The following is a 20,585-nucleotide window of genomic DNA, read 5'->3' on the forward strand; positions in this document are numbered from 1 at the left end:
TTTTAGGGGATTCGGTGGGGATCGAGAGTGATCAGCTTGTTTACGACTACTTGAGCCAGGTCGGGGACCTCGCTCAGCGCAGACCGCTCACCTCCGGCGAGCGCATGCGGCTGGTCTCCCGGCTGCGCACGGAGATCGAGCGCCGCAGATCCGCCGAGGGGGCCGACTCCCCGGCCGCCGTGCGCCGGATCCTCGACGATCTGGGCACGCCGGACGAGGCCGTCGCCGACGCGGAGGCCCCGGGCGGAGGGGCCGTTGACAAGGGCCGGGTGCCGATGCCGCGCCGCGAGGGCGAGCCCGTGCGGTTCCCCGCCGCGGCGCCCCCGCACCTGGCGACGGAGGAGGAGCTGGGCCGCGGTGCCGGTGGTGACCGGGTGGACGGGTGGCAGCAGGCGGGCCCCGGACCGTTCACGGCCGGGGACCGGGTGCACGGTTTCGTCGGCGGCATCGAGATCCCCGAAATGCTGAAGCCGCCGCCGACCGCGGCCGAACTGGCGCGCCGCGACGCCGCCGCGCGCCCTGCGGGCGAGCGGAGCGAGCAGGACACGGAAGGGGTCGGGCGGGGCGAGGACGGCGGAGAAGGGGCCGGGGCGGGCCGCTCCGGGCTGTGGCGCGCCGGTGACGGCACCCCCATGAGCCCGTTCCTGCTGCTCGTCGCCGCGCTGCTGCTCGTCGGCGCCGTGCTCGGCAACTGGCTGGTGCTCGCCGCGGGCTGGGCGCTCGCCTACGTCACCCGCCGGCTCTCGCACACCGAGTCGCAGATGGCCGTCATGGTCGTCCCCGGCCTCACCGTCGCCGGCGGCATCGCCTGGCTGTGGGGCCGGGCCAACGGCCGCTGGGGCGACCCGATACCGCACGGCGAGCTGGGCACGGCCCTCTCCGCCACGTGGCCCGTGGTCGTCCGGGTCGCCGCCGTCGCGTCGGCGCTCTTCGTGGTGTGGCGGGCCAGGCGGTCCGCCTGACGGCGGCGTCCGGCCGGGTTGCGCACCCCCGCTGCGCGGTGGTGTCCTCAAGCGCCGGACGGGCTTGTTTTGGCTGAGGTCGGCCCCACCCAGCCTGTCCGGCGATTGAGGACGCGCCCGCAGGGCGCTCTGCCGCCGCAGGCGGCAAAGACGGCCCGCAGTCGAAGATCTGCCGGTCAGTCGAGAGACGCGATGCCGCCGCAGGCGGCGGAAGGAGCCCACGGAGTGCCCGGTATCACCAGCGGGCTGCCCGTCACCGGGTCGGGTACGACCACCGAGTCCAGGCCGAAGACCTCGCGCACCAGCTCCGCCGTGACGATCTCCGACGGGCGGCCCCGCGCGATCACGCGGCCCGCCTTCATCGCCACCAGGTGGTCGGCGTAGCGCGCCGCCTGGTTCAGGTCGTGCAGCACCGCGACGACCGTGCGGCCGCGTTCGTGGTTGAGCTGGCGGACCAGGTCCAGCACCTCCACCTGGTGGGCGATGTCGAGGTACGTCGTCGGCTCGTCCAGCAGTAGCAGGTCCGTCTCCTGCGCCAGCGCCATCGCGATCCACACGCGCTGCCGCTGGCCGCCCGACAGCTCGTCGACGGCCCGCTCGGCGAGGGCCGACACGTCCGTGCGGGCCATGGCGTCCGTGACCGCGCGCTCGTCCTCCTCCGACCACTGCTGCCACCAGCGCTGGTGCGGCTGCCGGCCGCGGGCGACGAGGTCCGCGACGGTGATGGCCTCGGGGGCCACGGGCGTCTGCGGCAGCAGCCCGAGCGACCGGGCGATCCGCCGGGTGGGTATCTGGGCCAGCTCCTCGCCGTCCAGCAGCACCGCCCCGCCCTTCGGCTTCAGCAGCCGGCCGAGCGCCCGCAGGAGCGTCGACTTCCCGCACGCGTTCGGGCCGACGACGACCGTCACCTGCCCGTCGGGGACGTCGAGGTCGAGGGCGTCCACGACCGTGCGGTCCTCGTAGGCCAGGGTCAGGGCGCGGGCGGTGAGCCTGCTCTCGGTCACGCTTTGCCTCCGGTGCGGCTGCGAATGATCAGCCAGATCAGATACGGGGCGCCGACGGCGGCGGTCAGCACGCCCACGGGCAGTTCGGTGGGCTCGAAGAGCTTGCGGGCCAGCAGGTCCGCGAGGACCACGATCACCGCGCCCAGCAGCGCCGAGCACAGCAGCGGGATCTGCGCGGTACGGGTCGTCCGGCGGGCGATCTGCGGGGCGAGCAGCGCCACGAAGTCGACGGGACCGGCCGCGCCCGTCGCGATCGAGGCGAGCACCACGCCCAGCAGGACCAGCCCGAACCGCACCCGGCCCAGCCGCACGCCCAGGGCGGTGGCCGTGTCGTCGTCCATGGCCACCGTGCGCTGCGCCCGCGCCGCCCAGAGAACGAACGGGACGAGCGCGAGCAGCGCCCAGAACACCGGCGTCGCCTCGTCCCAGCCGCGCCCGTTGAGCGAACCGGTCATCCACACCTGGGCCTGCTGGGCGACCAGATAGTCGCCCTTGGTCATGAACAGATGGGTGACCGAGCGCAGCGCGACCGCGAAGCCGATGCCGATGAGCACGAAGCGCGCGGCGTGCAGCCCGCGCCGCCACGCGAAGGCGTAGACGAGGGCCGCGGCGAGCAGCCCGCCGATGACGGACAGGTACGGCAGGAAGGCGTACGAGGTGACGCCGAAGGTCATCGCGCCGACCGTCAGGGCGCTCGCGCCCTGGGTGACGCCGATGATGTCGGGGCTGGCCAGGGGGTTGCGGGAGACGGTCTGGATCAGCGCCCCGGCGACGCCGAAGGCCGCGCCGATCAGCAGCCCGACGGTCATCCGGGGCAGCCGCAGCGTGCCCACGACCAGCTCGTCGGACGACGGCTGGCCGAGGACGACCTTCACGGCCTCGGTGGGTGCGACGAAGGTCTTGCCGACGCACAGGTACGCGACGCACACGGCGGCGAGCAGCACCGCGAGGCCGAGCGCGACGGCCGCGGCCCGCCGGTGGACGAGGAACGAGCCGCGACCGGCCCGTACGAGCAGGTACCCGGCGGGCCGCGGTCGCGCCTTCGCCGGAGCCTCGCCCGGGGACACGGTGTACGTCATGCCGCCACCGCCTTGCGGCGGACCAGGGTGATGAGGAAGGGCACGCCGATCAGGGCCGTCATGACCCCCGAGGGGACTTCGCTCGGCGGGAAGAGGACACGGCCGACGACGTCGGCGACGAGCAGCATGACGGGGCCGACGAGCGCGGCCATGGGCAGCACCCAGCGGTGGTCGGAGCCGACGATCGCCCGCGCGATGTGCGGCACGGCGAGGCCGATGAAGGCGATCGGCCCGGCGGCGGCGACGCCCACGCCGGTGAGGACGGTGGCGCCGAGGCCGCCGACGATCCGCACGGTCGCGACGTTCTGCCCGAGGCCCTTGGCGACGTCCTCGCCGAGCGCGAGGGCGTCGAGCCCGCGCGCCACGGACACCACCATGACCATGCCCACCAGCAGGAACGGCCAGATCTGCTCGACGATCTCGGGTTTGCGGCCGGCGAGCGAGCCGACCTGCCAGAAGCGGAAGTCGTCCAGCACGCGCGCGTGGGTGGTGAGGATCGCGTGGATGACCGAGACCAGCAGCGCGTTGATCGCGGCGCCCGCGAGCGCGAGCTTGACCGGCGAGGCGCCGCCGCGGCCGCGGGAGGCGATGGCGTACACGGCGACGCCCGCGATCCCCGCGCCCGCGAAGGCCCACCACACGAAGTCCGTCAGGGAGTGCACCCCGGCGACGGTGAGCGCCAGGACGACGCCCACCGAGGCGCCCTGGCTGATGCCGAGGATGCCGGGGTCGGCGATCGGGTTGCGGGTGAGGCCCTGCATCGCGGTGCCCGCCACGGCCAGCGCGGCGCCGACCATCAGGCCGATGAGGGTGCGGGGCAGCCGCATCTCCCGGACGACGGTGGCCGTGGTGCCCGAGCCGCCGTGCAGCAGCACGTCGAGGAGCTCGGACGGCGGGGTCGGGCGGGCGCCCACGGCGAGACTGAGCGCCACCGCGATCAGCAGGGCGACGACCGCGGCCGCCGTCCAGCCGACGCGGCGGCGGATCACAGGGGACCCGGGGCTGCTGATCGGGACGGCGGCTGACATCGCTTCCACTTCGCGCTCGAGAACTTCGCGGTCGTACATGAACGCGGTGGTGCATGAACTTCGCGGTCGTACATGCCGGGACCGCTGAGGTCCGGCGGACCGAGGCCCCAACTTAGGCAAGGCTTAGTGTACGGGTGGGGCCGGCGGCAGAATGTGGGGCATGACCTCGCTCCCGCGCACCCACCGCTTCACGGTCGGCTTCGACCTCGACCTGACACTGGTCGACTCCAAGCCCGGCATCAGAGCCGCGTACGAATGCCTGGTCGCCGCCACCGGGACGCCCATCGACATCGACCTCGTCTGCGGTCGGCTCGGCCCGCCGCTCGAGCACGAGCTGCGCAACTGGTTCCCCGCGGAGAAGGTCGACTGGGCCGCCGACCTCTACCGGGCCGCCTACCCGGAGCACGGGATCGCCCCGTCACCCGCCATGCCCGGCGCCCGCGAGGCCATCGCCGCGGTCCAGGAGCTGGGCGGGCGGGCGATCGTCGTCACCGCCAAGTACCCGGTCAACGCCCGGCTCCACCTCGACCACCTGGGCCTCGCCCCCGACGTCCTCATAGGCGACCTGTGGGCCGAGGCCAAGGCGCTGGCGCTGCGCGAGCACGGCGCGAGCGTCTACGTAGGCGACCACGTCGGCGATGTGCGCGGCGCGCGTACGGCCGGTGCGCTGTCCGTGGCGGTCGCGACCGGGCCGTGCGACGTGGACGAACTGCGTGCGGCGGGTGCCGATGTGCTGCTCGCCGACCTCACGGCCTTCCCGGCCTGGCTGCGCGACTACAGGGCCGGGACGGACCCGGCGGCCTCCCGCGCCTGACGGCGCTGCTCCGCGATCGACCGCAGCACCCCGGCCCCGGCGACGAGGAAGCCGACGCCCATCAGCATGCACACGAAGTACGCGGCCGGGGGCAGCGGATCGGCGCCCAGGAAGAGCGGCGCGACCGTCGCCAGCGTGGCGACCGCCCCCACGAGGAAGACGATGGCGCCGACGCGTACCAGCAGATCCCCGGCTTGGGGCGTTTCGTTGCTCACCCGACCAGGGTAGATCCCTAGCGGTCGGCGTGGACGCCCATCGCCGTACGGACCGGACAGACGCCAGATGCGCAGAGGTACCACCCGGGGACGTCTTGTCACCGGGCCCGGGACCATTAGCCTTGGGGGTAGCGGGTCTTGCGACCCGCTGTCGTGCTATCCAGAGCTGTTTTGCCGTTGTTTTTTGCAGTTTCCGGCGTTTCCCGACGAGATACGAGGACGAGGACAGACGTGCCTACCGGCAAGGTCAAGTGGTTCAACAGTGAGAAGGGCTTCGGCTTTCTCTCCCGTGACGACGGCGAGGACGTCTTCGTGCACTCCTCGGTGCTCCCGGCCGGGGTCGACACCCTCAAGCCCGGCCAGCGGGTGGAGTTCGGTGTCGTGGCCGGCCAGCGCGGCGACCAGGCACTCACCGTGACGCTCCTCGACCCCGCCCCCTCGGTAGCGGCCGCACAGCGCCGCAAGCCCGACGAACTGGCCTCGATCGTCCAGGACCTCACCACCCTGCTGGAGAACGTCACCCAGCAGCTGGAGCGCGGCCGTTACCCGGACAAGGCGCACGGCGCCAAGATCGCGGGCATGCTGCGCGCGGTCGCCGACCAGATGGACGTCTGAGCCGGGTTCCGGTGGTGTGATTCCGGCGGTTCTACGGAAAAGCGAGCGCGTCACGGCCGAGGGGAGGTACGAGCCCCTCGGCCGCGGCACGCGTGAGCAGTCCGCGCACCGCCGCGTAGCCGGCCTCGCCGAGGCCGGCCGTGAATTCGTTGACGTACAGCCCGATGTGCTGGTCCGCGACCGCCGGGTCCATCTCCTGTGCGTGCTCCAGCACATACGGCCGCGAGACCAGCGGGTCGTCCCAGGCCATGCGCACCGACGTCCGCGCCGCCTCGGCCAGTTCGCGCAGCCGCTCGGCTCCCAGCGAGCGCTTGGCGATGATCGCGCCGAGCGGGATGGGCAGCCCGGTGGTCGACTCCCAGTGCTCGCCCATGTCGGCGAGGCAGGTCAGCCCGTAGTCCTGATACGTGAACCGGGCCTCGTGGATCACAAGACCCGCGTCCACCTTGCCGTCCCGGACGGCCGGCATGATCTCGTGGAACGGCAGCACGACGACCTCGCCGACACCGCCCGGCACCTCGGTGGCGGCCCACAGCCGGAAGAGCAGATACGCGGTCGAGCGCTCGCTCGGCACGGCGACCGTCTTCCCCGCCAGATCGGCGCCGCTCCCGCCGTCCAGGGTCAGCACCAGCGGCCCGCAGCCCCGGCCGAGCGCACCGCCGCACGGCAGCAGCGCGTACTCCTCCAGCACCCACGGCAGCACCGCGTACGACACCTTCAGCACGTCGAACTCGCCGCGCTCGGCCATGCCGTTGGTGATGTCGATGTCCGCGAACGTGACGTCCAGGGCGGGCGCGCCCGGCACCCGGCCGTGCGCCCAGGCGTCGAAGACGAAAGTGTCGTTCGGGCAGGGCGAGTACGCGATCTTCAGGGGCTCGCTCATGGGCTCGCTCAGGGCCTCGTTCATGGGGTGACCTCGGCTTTCTCGGCGGGTGGCACGACGAGTGCGGACGGGATCCGCCGGAACGCGTCCGTGAGCGCGGCCAGCGCGTCCCCGATCCGCCAGGCGGCCCGGTCACGCGGGCCGACCGCGTTGGAGACGGCACGCAGCTCCAGCGCCGGCACGCCGTGCGCGGCGGCGGCCTCGGCGACCCCGAACCCCTCCATGGCCTCGGCCAGCGCCTCCGGGTGGCGCGCCGTCAGCTCCGCGGCCCGCTCGGCGGTCCCGGTCACCGTGGAGACCGTCAGCACCTCACCGCGTGCCGCCCCGGTCGACTCGGCCACGGCCCGGACGAGCGCCTCGGGGGACCGGTGACCCGTCACCCCGAAACCCAGCTCGGTGGCCGACCGGAAGCCGTCGGCCGTCTGCGCGCCCAGATCGGCGGCGACGATGGCGTCGGACACGACGAGGGAGGCCAGGGGCGCGCCGGGCTGGAAACCGCCCGCGATGCCCGCGGAGACCACCAGGTCGTAGCGGTCCCCGGCCAGCTCGGCCGCGGTCAGCGCGGTCGCGGCCCCCGCCGCCGCGGCGGCGGGACCGACGCCGGCGGCCAGCACGTCGAAGCGCGCCGTGCGGTGCAGGGTCGCACCGCCCGGCAGCGGGACCTCCGCGTGGCGCGGCGAAGCGGCCGTCACCGCGTCACGCTCGGCGGGTACGGCCGTCACCACGAGTACGCGCATCAGCGGGCCCCGGCGGGTTCAGTCGTTGTCGAGTTCGAGCTTGACGTTCCACACGCCGTCGCTCGTGACCACGGAGAGGACGGTGGTCTTCTCCATGCGCTGGGCCTGCTGGTTGACGAAGAGCGACTGACCGTCCAGGGACGTGTAGGTCTGCTTCGTCTGGGCGGTCTTCTGCACGCCGCCCGTGGCCACGATCCAGCCCTCGTCGGCGATCTTCGGCTCGACGCCGACGCGCACCTTGTCGCCCGGCTTCACCTTGATGGTCTTGGGTGCCTTGCTCGACAGGCACTTGGTCAGCGCGGCCTCGTCGAGCTTGGTGCCCTCGTCGAGGCAGACGGCCTCGGTGGTCACCGTGTTCGTACCCACGGTCACGGTCGCCAGCGGCGTCGGCTTGTCGCAGGCGGAGAGGGCGACGAGCCCGAAGGTCACGGCACCGACGGCGGCAGCGGCACGGCGGCGCTTGCCTCGGATAAACGCAGCGGTCATGCGGGCAGGCTATCGGGCCCGTCCGCTCACGCCACGCGCGGGTGCGGCGAGCCGCGCCGGGCAGCCGTCAGCAGGCCCCGCACGGCGGTCGCCACGCCGAGCGCGAGGAACCCCGCCGCGACCGACATGCCCAGTACGCCGTTGAGCGGCAGCAGGATGCCGATCGCCCCGCCGACCACCCAGGACATCTGCAGCAGCGTCTCGGAACGGGCGAACGCCGACGTCCGCACCTCCTCCGGCACGTCCCGCTGGATGAGCGAGTCCAGCGACTGCTTGCCGAGCGCCTGCGAGATGCCCGCGACGGCCGCCACGGCACCGATCGCGACCGGGCTGTAGAGGACGGCCGCGGTGACCACCATCGCCAGGGACATGGACAGCACCAGCGCGATCATCGCCTCCGGCCCGCGCGAGCGCAGCAGCGCGCCGATGGCCGTGCCCAGCGCGTTCCCCCCGCCCGCCGCGACCGCGACGACACCCAGCGACATGGCCGGGCTCAGCCCCCCGAGCGGGTGAACCCGGAGCATGAAGGCCAGGAAGAAGGTGAGGAAGCCCGACAACATGCGCATCGCGCTGTTCGCCTGGAGGCCGTGCAGCACCGAGCTGCCCACCGTGCGCAGCCCGGGCTTCTTGTTCTTCTTCCCCTGAGTCCCCTGTTTCCCGTTTTTCCCGTTCCTCTCCGGCTTCCCGGCCCGCGGGTGGCGGATCGGCCGGTGCTCGCCCGACACCAGGCGCGCCCGGGCCTCGCCCTTCGCCGAGTCGACCTTGTGCGGCAGCGTGAAGGACAGGAAGGTGCCGAACGCGAACACCGCGCACGCCCCGTACAGCGGATACTCCGGCCCCAGCTGATGCAGCCCCGCACCCAGCGGGGCCGCCAGTCCCGTGGCCAGCAGGCCCCCGAGCGTCACCCGGGAATTCGCCTTGACCAGCGAGATGCGTGGCGGCAGCAGCCGGGGCACCACGGCGGACCGCACCACCCCGTACGCCTTCGAGGCCACCAGTACGCCGAGCGCCGCCGGATACAGCTCCAGGCCGCCCGTCGCCACCGCGCCCGACATGGTCAGCGCGAGCAGCGCCCGGGTCAGCATCGCGCCCGCCATCGCCGCCCGGCGGCCGTGCGGGACGCGGTCCAGCAGCGGCCCGATCACCGGGGCGAGCAGCGCGAAGGGTGCCATGGTGACCGCCAGGTACAGCGCCACCCGCCCGCGCGCCTGGTCGGTGGGTACGGAGAAGAAGACCGTGGACGCCAGCGCGATCGTGATCATCATGTCGCCGGCGGAATTCACCGCGTGCAGCTCGATCAGTTTGCCGAGCCCGGACTCGCCCGCGCCGTGCGCGTGCGTGGCTTTACGGACCCCGCGGGCCGCCCCTGTGAAAGGGCTGCGCAAAACCCGGCCGACGCCCCGGCCCGCACGGCGGAGCGGACCGCCTTCGGCTGACCGGATGGCTCCCACCACGCCATACTGCCCCAACTCACACCGCCGATGGCACTTTCGGCGCATCTACGGCTCGGCTCCGGGCCCGCGACCGCCCGGCCTCCGGGCAGACCGGGACGAGGCTCGCCGCAGCCCGGCTATCCCCCGCACGGCCGCGCGGGGTAGCGTGCGTAGCGCGCCACCGGCGGTCGTTCTTGGCCGCGCTCCGAGTCTCGATCCCGCAGAATGGGAGTGACTAGGTGCGCCCGAGGCCGTTCGGGCGCGGACGTCGACGCGGTCCTGCGGTCCGCTCCGTCCGCCGACCCGGCCGTTCGGCTGGCGCACTCGTGAGACGGCGTGGAAGAGAGACAAGATTCTTGTGAGTGCTGCGATGCGAAGCCGTACCCCGGACCGCCTGTGCGCCGAGGCGGTCGAACTCGCCCGTACGGCGGCCGAGGAGGCCGCGCTGCCCGGGATGGTCGGCGACCACGTCGAGGTCGCCGCCGACGGGGACCGCGTCGTCACCCACTACTTCGCCTGCGAGGACCCCGGGTACCGCGGCTGGCGCTGGGCCGTCACCGTCGCACGGGCCTCCCGCGCCAAGGTCGTCACCCTCGACGAGACGGTGCTGCTGCCGGGACCCGACGCCCTCCTGGCACCCGAATGGGTGCCCTGGAGCGAGCGGCTGCGCCCCGGCGACATGGGCCCCGGCGATCTGCTGCCCACCGAGGCCGACGATCTGCGCCTGGAGCCGGGCTGGACCGGTGAGGACGTCCCGCCGCCGAACTCCGCCGTCTCCGAGGAAATGGCCGAGCTCGCCGAGGCGGAGGACGCCGACGTCGCGGCCGGCCCGCCCTCCGCGCAGCCCACCACGCCCCTGCGCGGCACGATCGCGGCGGTCGCCGAGGAGCTCGGCATGCGCCGCGCCCGTGTCCTCTCCCGCTACGGCCTGCACACCGCGGCCGACCGCTGGGACGAGACCCACGGCACCAAGACGCCCATGGCCCAGGCGGCCCCCGCGTCCTGCGAGAGCTGCGGCTTCCTGGTCCGCATCGGCGGCTCCCTGGGCCAGGCGTTCGGCATCTGCGCCAACGAGTTCGGCCCGGCGGACGGCCACGTCGTCTCCCTCGCCTACGGCTGCGGAGGCCACTCCGAGGCCGCGGTCATGCCGAAGCCGCCCCGGCCGTCCGAGCCGGTGATCGACGAGACGCTGGTGGACCCCTTGCCTCTGCGGCAGGCGGCGGGCTCGGAGGACGAGTCCTCGGAGGACCTCGGGCACGCCTGACCCTTCGGGGGCGTGTCGTGGTCACCACCGCTGCGCGGCGGTGACCTCAAGCGCCGGACGGGCTTGTTCTGGCTGAGGCCGACCCAATCCAGCCCGTCCGGCGATTGAGGACGCGCCCGCAGGGCGCTTGCCGCCGCAGGCGGCGCAGACGGCCCGCAGCCGACGATTCGCCGACCAGGCGAGAGGCGCTCGCCGCCGCAGCCGGCACGGACAGCCCGCAGCTGAAGCCGCGGTAGCGGCAGGCGGCACGACAGCCCCCCGGCGGAAGCCGGTGCGTACCCCCTGGCGCGGAGCGCCCCCGCAGGGGGGTACGTTCGGCCGCACAGGCAAAGGCAGCGGTTCGGCCAAGCCACAGCGGCCAGCGAATGCGCAGGGAGACACACGTGAGCGGCACGGCAATGGTGCGGGGCACGGCCGACGGGGCGGATCCGTTCGGGACCGCACGGTTGCGGCGTGGCGTGCTGGACGCCTGGGCGGCGTCGCCCGCCCGGTTCCGGGAGGACGCCAACGCCGAGGAGGACCTCGCGCTCGGCGGCTACCGCGACCGTCTCGTCGTCGAGCTGGCACAGAACGCCGCCGACGCCGCCGCGCGCGCCGGGGTCCCCGGCCGACTGCGGCTGACCCTGCACCCCGCCCGGGCCGGTGAGCCCGCCGTACTGGCCGCCGCCAACACCGGCGCGCCCCTCGACGCCGCGGGCGTCGAGTCCCTGGCCACCCTGCGGGCCTCCGCCAAGCGCGACGACGAACCGCAGCCGGGCACGGACGGCACGGACGGCGGGGGCAGTGCGGACGGCGCCGTCGGCCGGTTCGGCGTCGGCTTCTCGGCCGTGCTGGCCGTGAGCGACGAACCCGCCGTCATCGCCCGTACCGGCGGCGTCCGGTGGTCGCTCGCCGAGGCGCGGGCGCTCGCGGAGGGGGCGGCGGCAGACGCCCCCGCCCTCGGCGAGGAGATCCGCCGCCGCGAGGGCCACGTGCCGCTGCTGCGGCTCCCGCTGCCCGCCGAGGGCAGCGCACCCGACGGCTACGACACCGTCGTCGTGCTGCCGCTGCGCGACGGCGCGGCCGAGGACCTGACCGCCCGTCTGCTGGCCGGGATCGACGACGCGTTGCTGCTGACCCTGCCGGGGCTGACGGAGGTCGTCGTCGAGACGGCGGACGGCACCGTACGGACCATGACGCGCCGCCAGGAAGGCCCGTACGTCCTCGTCGACGACTCCGCGCGCCGGACGGCCACCCGCTGGCGCGTCGAGCGCGCGGGCGGCCGGCTGGACGCCGCGCTGCTCGCCGACCGGCCCGTGGAGGAGCGGCTGCGCCCGGCGTGGGCGGTGACGTGGGCGGTGCCGGTGGGCACCGACGGCGCGCCCGAGCGGCCCCGGACCGCGCCGGTCGTGCACGCCCCGACCCCCACCGACGAGCCCCTGGGCCTGCCGGCCCTGCTCATCGCCACCTTCCCGCTCGAACCCACCCGCCGGCACGCGGCACCCGGCCCCCTCACGGACTTCCTCGTCGGGCGCGCGGCCGAGGCGTACACCGCGCTGCTGCGCGACTGGCACCCCGTCGGCACCGGCACCCTCGACCTGGTCCCGGCCCCGCTGGCGCAGGGCGCCCTGGACGCGGAGCTCCGCCGTCTGGTCCTCGACCGGCTGCCCCGGATCCCCTTCCTCCCCGGCGCGGCCTTCGCGGGGGCCGACGGCCAGGAGCCCACGCCGCCCGGCGGCGGTGTGGAGGGCATCCCCTGGACCGAGGGCCCGGACGCCTCGACCCAGACACCGCGCCCCGCCCCGGCCACCGAGCGCACCCCCGCCGACACCTGGGACGACGCCTTCGCGGCCGCGCCCGGCGGCGAGGCGTACGCGCTGCGGCCCGTCGAGGCCGAGATCGTGGAGGGCGCGGGCGCGGAGACCGTCGCCGTGCTGGGGGAGCTGTTCCCGAGCCTGCTGCCCGCCGGGCTGGAGCGCCGCCAGGAGCTGCGCGCGCTCGGCGTCGCCCGAGTGTCGCTGGGCGAGACCATCGACCGCCTGGCGGGCGTCGAGCGGGACGCCGCGTGGTGGCACCGCCTCTACGACAGCCTCGCCGGCGTCGACCCGGACCGGCTGAGCGGGCTGCCCGTGCCGCTCGCGGACGGGCGCACGGCCATCGGCCCCCGGCAGGTGCTGCTGCCGCCGCCGGACGGCACGGACCCCGAGCAGACCGAGCGGCTCTCCCGCCTCGGGCTGAAGGTCGCCCACCCCGACGCCGCCCACCCCCTGCTGGAGAAGCTCGGGGCCACCCCCGCCTCGCCCCGCGCCATCCTGACGACCCCCCAGGTGCGGGCCGCCGTCGCGAACTCCCTCGACGCCGACGACGTCTGGGACGAGGACGCCCTCGACGCCGACGCCCTGGCCGAGACCGTCCTCACGCTCGTCCGGGACGCCGGTCTGGTGCCCGGTGACGAGCCCTGGCTCGGTGCGCTCGCGCTGCCCGACGAGGACGGCGAGCTCGCCCCCGCCGGTGAACTCGTCCTGCCCGGCAGCCCCTTCGAGCGCGTCATCCGCCCCGGCGAACTCGCCGCCTGCGACGCCGCGCTCGCCGACCACTGGGGCGAGCAGCCCCTGACCGCGTGCGGTGTGCTCGCCGACTTCGCCCTCGTCCGCGCCACGGACGTCGTCCTCGACCCCGAGGAGCTCGAGCCGCGCGAGGGCGACTACGCCGAGCCGGACGACGTCGGCCTGCTCGACGCCGTCGACGTGTGGTGCGAGGACGTGCTGGACCAGCTGCCCGACACCCCCGTGCCGCCGGTCGCGACCGAGATCGTGGCCGTGCGGGACCTGGACCTGGTCGACGACGACGCCTGGCCGCAGGCGCTCGCCCTGCTGTCCCGGCCGCCGCTGCGCGACGCGCTGACCGCGCCCGTACGGATCCTGCTGCCGGACGGCACGACGGAATCGGTGCGCCCGTACGCCGCCTGGTGGCTGCGCGGCCACCCCGTGCTGGGCGGCCGCCGCCCCGCCGGGCTGCGCGCCGCGGGCGGGGACCCGCTGCTGGCGGGCCTGTACGAGGCGGCCGACGCGGCCGGGCTCGCGGACGAGCAGGTGCTGCGGGCGCTGGGCGTACGGACGTCCGTGGCCGCCCTGCTGGACGAGCCGGGCGGCGCGGCGGAGCTGCTCGCGCGGCTGGCCGACGACCGCCTGCCGGTGGGCGAGGCGCAACTGCACGCCCTGTACGGGGCCCTGGCCGACCTCGACCCCGAACAGGTCACCCTCCCGGACGAGCTGCGTGCCGTCGTCGACGGCGAGGTGACGGTCGTGGACGCGGCGGAGGCGCTCGTCGCCGACGCACCGGACCTGATGCCGCTGGCCGAAGGCCACCCGGTGCTGCCCGTACGGCCGGAGCGGGCGGCGGAGCTGGCGGAGTTGTTGCAGGTCCGCCGGGTCAGCGAGGTCTTCCCGGTGGTCGTGCCCGCCGGCGACGGCGAGGTGCGGCAGGTCCCGGACGGTGTGCGGGTGCTGCTGCCGGGAGCACCGTCCTCGTACGTCGAACACGGCGAGCTCGTCGTCGGCGGCATCGAGCTGGACTGGCGCTACGGGCCGGACGGCGTGCTGCACGCGACGACGCTGGAGGGCGTGGCGGCGGGCCTCGCCTGGGCGGCGGGCCACTGGTCCCGCCGCTTCGAGGCGGCGGCGCTCCTGGAGGACCCCTCCCGCACGGGTGAGCTGGCGCGAGCCCGCTGGTTCGACTAGCCCCTCGCCGGGCGGGCCGCTGACGCGTCCGGTCCGCGCCCGCGGCGCGGCTTTGCGCCCACCCACCCGCCCGATTGCCCGGCATCCACGACGTTGCCCGCCCGAGCGGACGTCATCGCCGTTCCGGGTGATCGGGTGGGCGGGTGATCGGGTGGGCGGGTGGGGAAAAGCCGCGCCGCAGGCGCGGCCGGCGAGGGACCCGGTCGATTTATCCTGGAACCGAGGAGGCCGTCATGACCAGGAAAGTCGCCGACTGCCGCAGGTTCCCCAGCGAAACGGACTGCTCCCTCACCATCACCGGTGAAGAGGACGAAGTCATCCGCGCCGCCGCCGAGCATGCCGTCTCCGTCCACCAACACCAGGACAGCCCGGCCCTGCGCGAGCAGATCCGCGAGACGCTCGAGGACGAGAAGGCCAACGCCTGACCCAGCCGTCACGCGGGAAAGCGGCGGCCCACCCAGCGCCACACCAGCTCCAGCGACACCGAGGCCACCACCGCGATGCCGACGGCGGCCCACGGCATCGTCGTGCCGACCAGTTTCAGGGCGAAGAAGTGCTGGAGCCAGGGGGTGACCAGCACGATCACGAAGCCCAGTGCCATGGCCAGCACGAGGGCGATCCGCCACCACGTGTAGGGGCGGGCGATGATCGCGAGCACCCACATGGAGATCAGGAACAGGGTCAGCGTCGCCGCGCTCGTCTCCGCGTCCAGGGCGCCCGTCCCGCTGTAGTGCTGCCGGGCCAGCAGATACGCGGCGAACGTGGCGAGGCCCGCGATGATCCCGGCGGGGACGGCGTACCGCATGACGCGGCGCACGAAGTGCGGCCGGGCGCGCTCCTTGTTGGGGGCCAGGGCGAGGAAGAAGGCCGGGACGCCGATGGTCAGGGTCGACAGCAGCGTCAGATGGCGGGGCAGGAACGGGTACGGCACCCGTGAGCAGACGACGAGGACGGCGAGCAGGACGGAGTAGACGGTCTTCGTCAGGAACAGCGTGGCGACGCGCGTGATGTTGCCGATGACGCGGCGGCCCTCCGCGACCACCGACGGCAGCGTCGCGAAGCTGTTGTCGAGGAGCACGATCTGGGCGACGGCCCGGGTGGCCTCGGAGCCGGAGCCCATGGAGACGCCGATGTCGGCGTCCTTCAGGGCCAGGACGTCGTTGACGCCGTCGCCCGTCATCGCGACGGTGTGGCCGCGGGACTGGAGCGCGCCGACCATGTCCCGCTTCTGCTGCGGGGTGACCCGCCCGAAGACCGCGCCGCGGTCGAGGGCCTCGGCCATCGCGTCCCGCTCGGCGGGCAGCCGGCGGGAGTCGACGGGGGCGTCGGCGCCGGGCAGGCCGAGTTTCCCGGCGACCGCGCCGACGGAGACGGCGTTGTCACCGGAGATGACCTTCGCGGAGACGTTCTGTTCGGCGAAGTAGCGCAGGGTGTCGCCGGCGTCGGGCCGCAGCCGCTGTTCCAGGACGACGAGGGCCGTGGGGCGGACGCCGTCCGTGACGCGCGGGTCGTCCAGCTCGCGGTCGGCGCGGGCGAGGAGCAGCACGCGCAGGCCTTGGGCGTTGAGGTCCTCGACTTCGGCGAGTGCCGCGTCGCCCTCGGTCAGCAGCACGTCGGGGGCGCCCAGCAGCCAGCGACTGCTCTCCGCGTCGGGACCGTTGAGGGCGGCGCCGCTGTATTTGCGGGCCGACGAGAAGGGCAGCGATTCCGTGCAGCGCCAGTCGGCGCTGTCGGGGTAGGCGTCGATGATGGCCTGGAGGCTGGCGTTGGGCCGGGGGTCGGACTCGCCGAGGGCGCCGAGCACCTGGCGTACGTAAGGCTCGTCGGAACCGTCCAGGAGGCGTAGTGCCGTGACGTCCATGCCGCCCTCGGTGAGGGTGCCGGTCTTGTCGAGGCAGACCACGTCGACCCGGGCCAGGCCCTCGATCGCGGGCAGTTCCTGCACGAGGCACTGCTTGCGGCCGAGCCGGATGACGCCGATGGCGAAGGCCACGGAGGTGAGCAGCACCAGCCCTTCGGGCACCATCGGGACGATGCCGGCGACCATCCGCCGGACCGCTTCCTTCCAGTCGTCCTTCTCGACGACGAGCTGGCTGATGATCAGGCCGATGGCGGTCGGGACCATCATCCAGGTCACGTACTTGAGGATCTGGCTGATGCCGCTGCGCAGCTCGGAGTGGACGAGGGTGAAGCGGGACGCCTCCTCGGCGAGCTGGGCGGCGTAGGCCTCGCGGCCCACCTTGGTCGCGCGGAAGGCGCCGCCGCCGGCGACGACGAAGGAGCCGGACATGACGGGGTCGCCGGGCTGTTTGAGGACGGGGTCGGCCTCGCCGGTGAGCAGCGACTCGTCGATCTCCAGCCCGTCGACCTCCAGGACCTCGCCGTCGACGACGCACTTGTCGCCGGGGCCGAGTTCGATGACGTCGTCGAGGACGATCCCGCCGGTGGCGATGGCGGTGGGGACGCCGTCGCGGCGCACGGTCGGCTTGGCCTCGCCGATGACGGCGAGGGAGTCGAGGGTCTTCTTGGCGCGCAGTTCCTGGATGATGCCGATCGCCGTGTTGGCGACGATGACGAAGCCGAAGAGGCCGTCCTGGATGGGGCCGACGACCAGGATGATGAGGAAGAGCACGCCGATGATGGCGTTGAAGCGGGTGAAGACGTTGGCCCGGACGATTTCCGCCGTGGAGCGTGAGGACCGTACGGGTACGTCGTTGACGTCGCCGCGGTCCACGCGCTCGGCGACCTCGCGGGCGGTGAGGCCGGAGTGCGCGGCCGGCGGTACGGGCTCCTCGACTGCGGTCTGCGCCGGATCGCTCATGCCTCCGACGGTACGGGCGGTCAGCCCGGTTCACCTTCCGAAGTGGCGCTTTCGCGCTCGCTCGCGTTCGCCGCGTGACGTCGGATGGCCGCTTCGCGTCCACGGACGTACCAGATACCGATCAGACCGAGCCCGGCCCCGGCCAGGGGGGTCCACACCCACCACAGGTGGCCGTGGTCCTCGAACCAGCCGTAGAAGGGGAGCTGCACGAGGAAGAGGACGAACCAGAGGATCGTGCCGCCGGTGATGGTGGCGACGACGGGGCCTTCCAGGGGCTCCGGTGCCTCGTGTCTGGGTGTCCACTTCGTCATGGCCGTAAGCCTAGTCCGTGCGCCTCCAGGGCCGGCCTTCCCGGTCGGGGCCCTTGTCCCATAAGGGTCTACGCGCGGAGATAGCAATTCACCTCTTGTTTATTCATACTGAAACCGACCGGATCTGACTGCGATGTTTCGTCTGATCATCCAAATATGATCCGCCGTTCATGATCCGTTCGTCTGCGTCCCGGGCCTGTCGATCACCGTCGATCACCCGCACGGCCCTCGCGGACAGCCATCCCTTGCATCGCCCCCGCATCCCCCGCTCGCCTCCCACAGGCCCGTACGACTGAGGTCCCGCATGCCCTCCTCGGCCACCTCCCCGGTCGACGCCCAGCAGCCGTCCCCCACGCCGCCCCCCGGCAACGCCCTCGACCGGTTCTTCCGGATCTCCGAGCGGGGCTCGTCCGTCTCCCGCGAGATGCGCGGCGGTCTGGCCACCTTCTTTGCGATGGCCTACATCATCGTGCTGAACCCGATCATCCTCGGCGCGGGCCAGGACAAGTTCGGTCACCAGCTGGACAACGCCCAGCTGGTCACGGCCACCGCCCTGATGGCGGGACTCAGCACCGTCCTCATGGGCGTCATCGGCAATGTGCCGATCGCCTGTGCGGCGGGCCTCGGCATCAACGCCGTCGTCTCGCTCCAGCTCGCCCCCAAGATGAGCTGGCCGGACGCCATGGGCATGGTCGTGCTCGCCGGTCTGGTGCTGATGCTGCTGGTCGCCTCCGGTCTGCGGCAGCGCGTGATGGACGCGATCCCCAGCGGGCTGCGCCGCGCGATCGCGATCGGCATCGGCATGTTCATCTCGCTGATCGGCCTGGTCGACTCCGGCTTCGTCACCCGCAACCCCGACGCCGCGCACACCACGGTCCCGCTCGGCCTCGGTCAGGGCGGTCAGCTCCAGGGCTGGCCGGTGCTGGTCTTCGTGATCGGCCTCGCGCTCACCTTCATCCTGCTCGTACGCAAGACGCGCGGCGCGATCCTCATCGGCATCGTCGCGATGACCTTCGTCGCGATCATCATCAACTCGCTCGCCGACATCCCGGACGCGAACTGGGGCCTCAGCGTCCCGCAGGTGCCGGACAGCGTCGTCGGCTCGCCCGACTTCGGCCTCGTCGGCGACATCAGCCTCTTCGGCGGCTTCCACGAGGTCGGCCTGCTGACCGGCTGCCTCTTCGTCTTCACCGTGCTGCTCTCCGGCTTCTTCGACGCGATGGGCACGATCATCGGCGTCGGCGAGGAGGCCGGGCTGACGGACGACAAGGGCCAGCTGCCCAACATGGGCCGGATCCTGATGGTCGACGGCGTGGCCGTCGCGGCGGGCGGCGTCGGCTCGGCCTCCGCGAACACCTGCTTCGTGGAGTCCACGGCCGGTGTCGGCGAGGGCGCCCGTACGGGCCTCGCGAACCTGATGACCGGCGGGCTCTTCCTGCTGGCCCTCGTCTTCACCCCGCTCGCGAAGATCGTCCCCTCTCAGGCGGCCACCCCCGCGCTGCTCGTCGTCGGCTTCCTGATCATGGCGGCCAACGTCAAGGAGATCGACTGGAGCGACTTCACGATCGCGATCCCGGCGTTCCTGACGATCATCTCGATGCCGTTCACGTACAGCATCACCAACGGCATCGGCATCGGCGTGCTCGCCTTCATCCTGCTGCGCGTCGCCGACAAGCGGGGCCGGGAGATCCCCTGGCTGCTCAACGTGGTCGGGCTGTGCTTCCTCGTCTACTTCCTGCTCGACCCGATCGAGCAGGCGCTGGGTGTGAAGTAGCACCGCCCGGGCTTCTCCGACGAGCCGCTCACGCCTTCCCGGCGTGGGCGGCTCCGTCGTTCCGGGCGTCGTGGTCCTTGACGTCCGCGTCGACCATCTTCTCCATCGGGTCGGCGGCCAGGCCGCCCGCCACCAGCATCGCGAAGACGATCGCGAACCCCAGGATCACGTTGCCCAGCCACACCATCGTGTCGACCGGCAGGACGTACGCCCCGACGACCCGGGCTACGCACTCGGCCAGCAGCGCCCCGCCCCAGACGGCGGAGAACGTGAGCTCCGCGCGGCGGAACGGCTCGGAAGAGGCGGACAGCCGCTCCCAGGCGGCGACCCGCGCCGGGTGCCCCTTGGTCACCCACGGCTTGAGGCCCGTCGACATCAGCGGCCGCCCGGCGTAGGCGGAGACCAGCACCACGATGCCGATCACGCTGCTCACCCCGCTGTCCTTGGCCAGCATCAGCCGGGCGTCCCCCGACACCGTGCTGAAGGCCAGCCCCGCGAGATTGACCACGAGGATCAGCGCGGCGAGGGCGTTGAGCCGGCGGTCCTTGACCAGGCTCCAGACGGTACGGAGGGCGGGCACCACGCTGCTCCAGGCCAGCGCGGCCACGGTGCCCATGCCGAAGCCCTTGAGCACGTAGTACAGGGCCATCGGGACGAGGGCGTCCACGATCAGCGGCGACAGGCTCCGCAGCAGCGCCCGCCCGCGCCCGTCGGTGCCGGCGGTCTTCGCCGCCGGTGTGTCGGTGATGGTGGTGCTGCTCATGATCGGGCCCCTCCCGTGTCGCTTCCGCGCCCCGTATCCCTGCTCGGTAGGTACAGCCTCGCGGTCGGGGCGGGGCGGGCGTCAGGGCCGAGGATCAGCGGCTGAGCATGACTTTTGTCAGGCAACGGGCATAGCGGCAGCGGTGGCGCAGGCGTCCCACCCGTCCACTTTATTTAGCGCGGGTAATAAGATAAGCTAACTAACATGCTGGAAACCCCGGACAACACAGCCGCCGTGAACTCCCTGCGGTCCGGCGTGATGCGTCTGTCACGGCGGCTCAAGCACCAGCGGGTCGACGAGTCGCTCAGCCCCACCGAGATGTCGGTGCTCGGCACCCTCGCCCGCTGCGGCTCCGCCACCCCCGGTGAGCTGGCCCGCAAGGAGCACGTGCAGCCGCCGTCGATGACTCGCATCGTCGCGTTGCTGGAGGCCAAGGGCCTCGTCCGGCTGGACCCGCACCCCGAGGACCGCCGCCAGAAGGTGGTCACTCAGACCGAGCGGGCCGAGGCCATGCTCGAGGAGAGCCGGCGCAAGCGCAATGTCTGGCTCGCCGAGCTGGTCGGACAGCTCGACGAGGACGAGTGGGCGACGCTCCGCGCCGCCGCGCCCGTACTGGAGAAACTCGCGCACCTGTAGGCGTACGCGCACGACGCAGTCGCCCGTGGGTGCCATAAGGA

19 protein-coding genes are annotated in these 20,585 nt (G+C 73.2%); 8 read left to right on the forward strand and 11 right to left on the reverse strand.

What is annotated here, in order from left to right; genetic code table 11:
- Positions 1–14 precede the first annotated feature (14 nt).
- Positions 15–962 (forward strand): hypothetical protein, encoded by a 948-nt coding sequence (locus tag FHS38_RS23400; protein ID WP_184736428.1) that lies wholly within the window; start codon positions 15–17, stop codon positions 960–962.
- 176 nt (positions 963–1,138) lie between these two features.
- Here FHS38_RS23400 and FHS38_RS23405 read toward each other — a convergent pair whose 3' ends face one another.
- From FHS38_RS23405 to FHS38_RS23415, 3 genes are read right to left on the reverse strand one after another with little or no spacing between them, the layout of a single operon-like run.
- The gene (locus FHS38_RS23405) at positions 1,139–1,966 is read right to left on the reverse strand and encodes an ABC transporter ATP-binding protein (protein WP_184736430.1); all 828 of its coding nucleotides are present in this window, start codon (positions 1,964–1,966) and stop codon (positions 1,139–1,141) included.
- Entirely contained in the window at positions 1,963–3,045 is a 1,083-nt protein-coding gene (locus tag FHS38_RS23410) for a FecCD family ABC transporter permease (RefSeq protein ID WP_184736432.1), read from the reverse strand. The genes FHS38_RS23405 and FHS38_RS23410 overlap by 4 nt, the downstream gene beginning before the upstream one ends.
- Entirely contained in the window at positions 3,042–4,073 is a 1,032-nt protein-coding gene (locus tag FHS38_RS23415; RefSeq protein WP_184736434.1) for a FecCD family ABC transporter permease, read from the reverse strand. Before FHS38_RS23415 ends, FHS38_RS23410 begins: the two co-directional genes overlap by 4 nt.
- Positions 4,074–4,233: 160 nt before the next feature.
- Here FHS38_RS23415 and FHS38_RS23420 point away from each other — a divergent pair, with 160 nt between their 5' ends.
- The gene (locus FHS38_RS23420; protein ID WP_184736436.1) at positions 4,234–4,887 is read left to right on the forward strand and encodes an HAD family hydrolase; all 654 of its coding nucleotides are present in this window, start codon (positions 4,234–4,236) and stop codon (positions 4,885–4,887) included.
- Here FHS38_RS23420 and FHS38_RS23425 read toward each other — a convergent pair.
- The gene (locus tag FHS38_RS23425) at positions 4,848–5,102 is read right to left on the reverse strand and encodes a hypothetical protein (RefSeq protein WP_184736438.1); all 255 of its coding nucleotides are present in this window, start codon (positions 5,100–5,102) and stop codon (positions 4,848–4,850) included. The two genes, FHS38_RS23420 and FHS38_RS23425, sit on opposite strands and share 40 nt — an antisense overlap.
- A 231-nt stretch (positions 5,103–5,333) precedes the next feature.
- Between FHS38_RS23425 and FHS38_RS36155 the strand changes: the two genes are divergently transcribed.
- Positions 5,334–5,717, forward strand: coding sequence for a cold-shock protein (locus tag FHS38_RS36155; RefSeq protein ID WP_130879373.1), 384 nt, complete (start codon positions 5,334–5,336; stop codon positions 5,715–5,717).
- Between the two features lie 31 nt (positions 5,718–5,748).
- Here FHS38_RS36155 and FHS38_RS23435 read toward each other — a convergent pair whose 3' ends face one another.
- From FHS38_RS23435 to FHS38_RS23450, 4 genes are read right to left on the reverse strand one after another with little or no spacing between them, the layout of a single operon-like run.
- Positions 5,749–6,600: a 1,4-dihydroxy-6-naphtoate synthase gene (locus FHS38_RS23435; protein ID WP_184736659.1), complete on the reverse strand. Its 852-nt coding sequence runs from the start codon at positions 6,598–6,600 to the stop codon at positions 5,749–5,751.
- 20 nt (positions 6,601–6,620) lie between these two features.
- A complete protein-coding gene (locus tag FHS38_RS23440) occupies positions 6,621–7,337 on the reverse strand; it encodes a futalosine hydrolase (protein ID WP_184736440.1) in 717 nt (238 codons plus the stop codon).
- 18 nt (positions 7,338–7,355) lie between these two features.
- Complete coding sequence (locus FHS38_RS23445) at positions 7,356–7,823, reverse strand: DUF2771 family protein (RefSeq protein WP_184736442.1); 468 nt, start codon at positions 7,821–7,823, stop codon at positions 7,356–7,358.
- Between the two features lie 26 nt (positions 7,824–7,849).
- A complete protein-coding gene (locus FHS38_RS23450) occupies positions 7,850–9,274 on the reverse strand; it encodes an MFS transporter (protein WP_184736444.1) in 1,425 nt (474 codons plus the stop codon).
- A 352-nt stretch (positions 9,275–9,626) separates the two neighbouring features.
- On the opposite strand from FHS38_RS23450, the gene FHS38_RS23455 reads away from it, so the two are divergent.
- The 3 genes from FHS38_RS23455 to FHS38_RS23465 all read left to right on the forward strand — a co-directional run bounded on the left by FHS38_RS23455 (position 9,627) and on the right by FHS38_RS23465 (position 14,664).
- A complete protein-coding gene (locus tag FHS38_RS23455; RefSeq protein WP_184736446.1) occupies positions 9,627–10,520 on the forward strand; it encodes a DUF3027 domain-containing protein in 894 nt (297 codons plus the stop codon).
- Between the two features lie 398 nt (positions 10,521–10,918).
- The gene (locus tag FHS38_RS23460) at positions 10,919–14,239 is read left to right on the forward strand and encodes a sacsin N-terminal ATP-binding-like domain-containing protein (RefSeq protein ID WP_184736661.1); all 3,321 of its coding nucleotides are present in this window, start codon (positions 10,919–10,921) and stop codon (positions 14,237–14,239) included.
- A gap of 233 nt (positions 14,240–14,472) precedes the next feature.
- Positions 14,473–14,664, forward strand: coding sequence for a DUF1059 domain-containing protein (locus FHS38_RS23465; RefSeq protein WP_184736448.1), 192 nt, complete (start codon positions 14,473–14,475; stop codon positions 14,662–14,664).
- 8 nt (positions 14,665–14,672) lie between these two features.
- Here the strand turns inward: FHS38_RS23465 and FHS38_RS23470 are convergent, their stop codons facing one another.
- Both FHS38_RS23470 and FHS38_RS23475 read right to left on the reverse strand, forming a co-directional pair.
- A complete protein-coding gene (locus FHS38_RS23470; protein ID WP_184736450.1) occupies positions 14,673–17,060 on the reverse strand; it encodes a cation-translocating P-type ATPase in 2,388 nt (795 codons plus the stop codon).
- A 20-nt stretch (positions 17,061–17,080) separates the two neighbouring features.
- A complete protein-coding gene (locus FHS38_RS23475) occupies positions 17,081–17,371 on the reverse strand; it encodes a DUF2530 domain-containing protein (protein WP_184736452.1) in 291 nt (96 codons plus the stop codon).
- A 304-nt stretch (positions 17,372–17,675) separates the two neighbouring features.
- Here FHS38_RS23475 and FHS38_RS23480 point away from each other — a divergent pair, with 304 nt between their 5' ends.
- Complete coding sequence (locus tag FHS38_RS23480; RefSeq protein ID WP_184736454.1) at positions 17,676–19,145, forward strand: NCS2 family permease; 1,470 nt, start codon at positions 17,676–17,678, stop codon at positions 19,143–19,145.
- 28 nt (positions 19,146–19,173) lie between these two features.
- Here the strand turns inward: FHS38_RS23480 and FHS38_RS23485 are convergent, their stop codons facing one another.
- The gene (locus FHS38_RS23485) at positions 19,174–19,908 is read right to left on the reverse strand and encodes a VC0807 family protein (RefSeq protein ID WP_184736456.1); all 735 of its coding nucleotides are present in this window, start codon (positions 19,906–19,908) and stop codon (positions 19,174–19,176) included.
- Between the two features lie 204 nt (positions 19,909–20,112).
- On the opposite strand from FHS38_RS23485, the gene FHS38_RS23490 reads away from it, so the two are divergent.
- On the forward strand, positions 20,113–20,544 hold the full coding sequence (locus FHS38_RS23490) for a MarR family winged helix-turn-helix transcriptional regulator (protein ID WP_184736458.1): 432 nt from the start codon (positions 20,113–20,115) through the stop codon (positions 20,542–20,544).
- The last annotated feature ends 41 nt before the right edge of the window (positions 20,545–20,585 follow it).

This window comes from Streptomyces netropsis, from assembly GCF_014203545.1.
Taxonomy (GTDB): Bacteria; Actinomycetota; Actinomycetes; order Streptomycetales; family Streptomycetaceae; genus Streptomyces; species Streptomyces netropsis.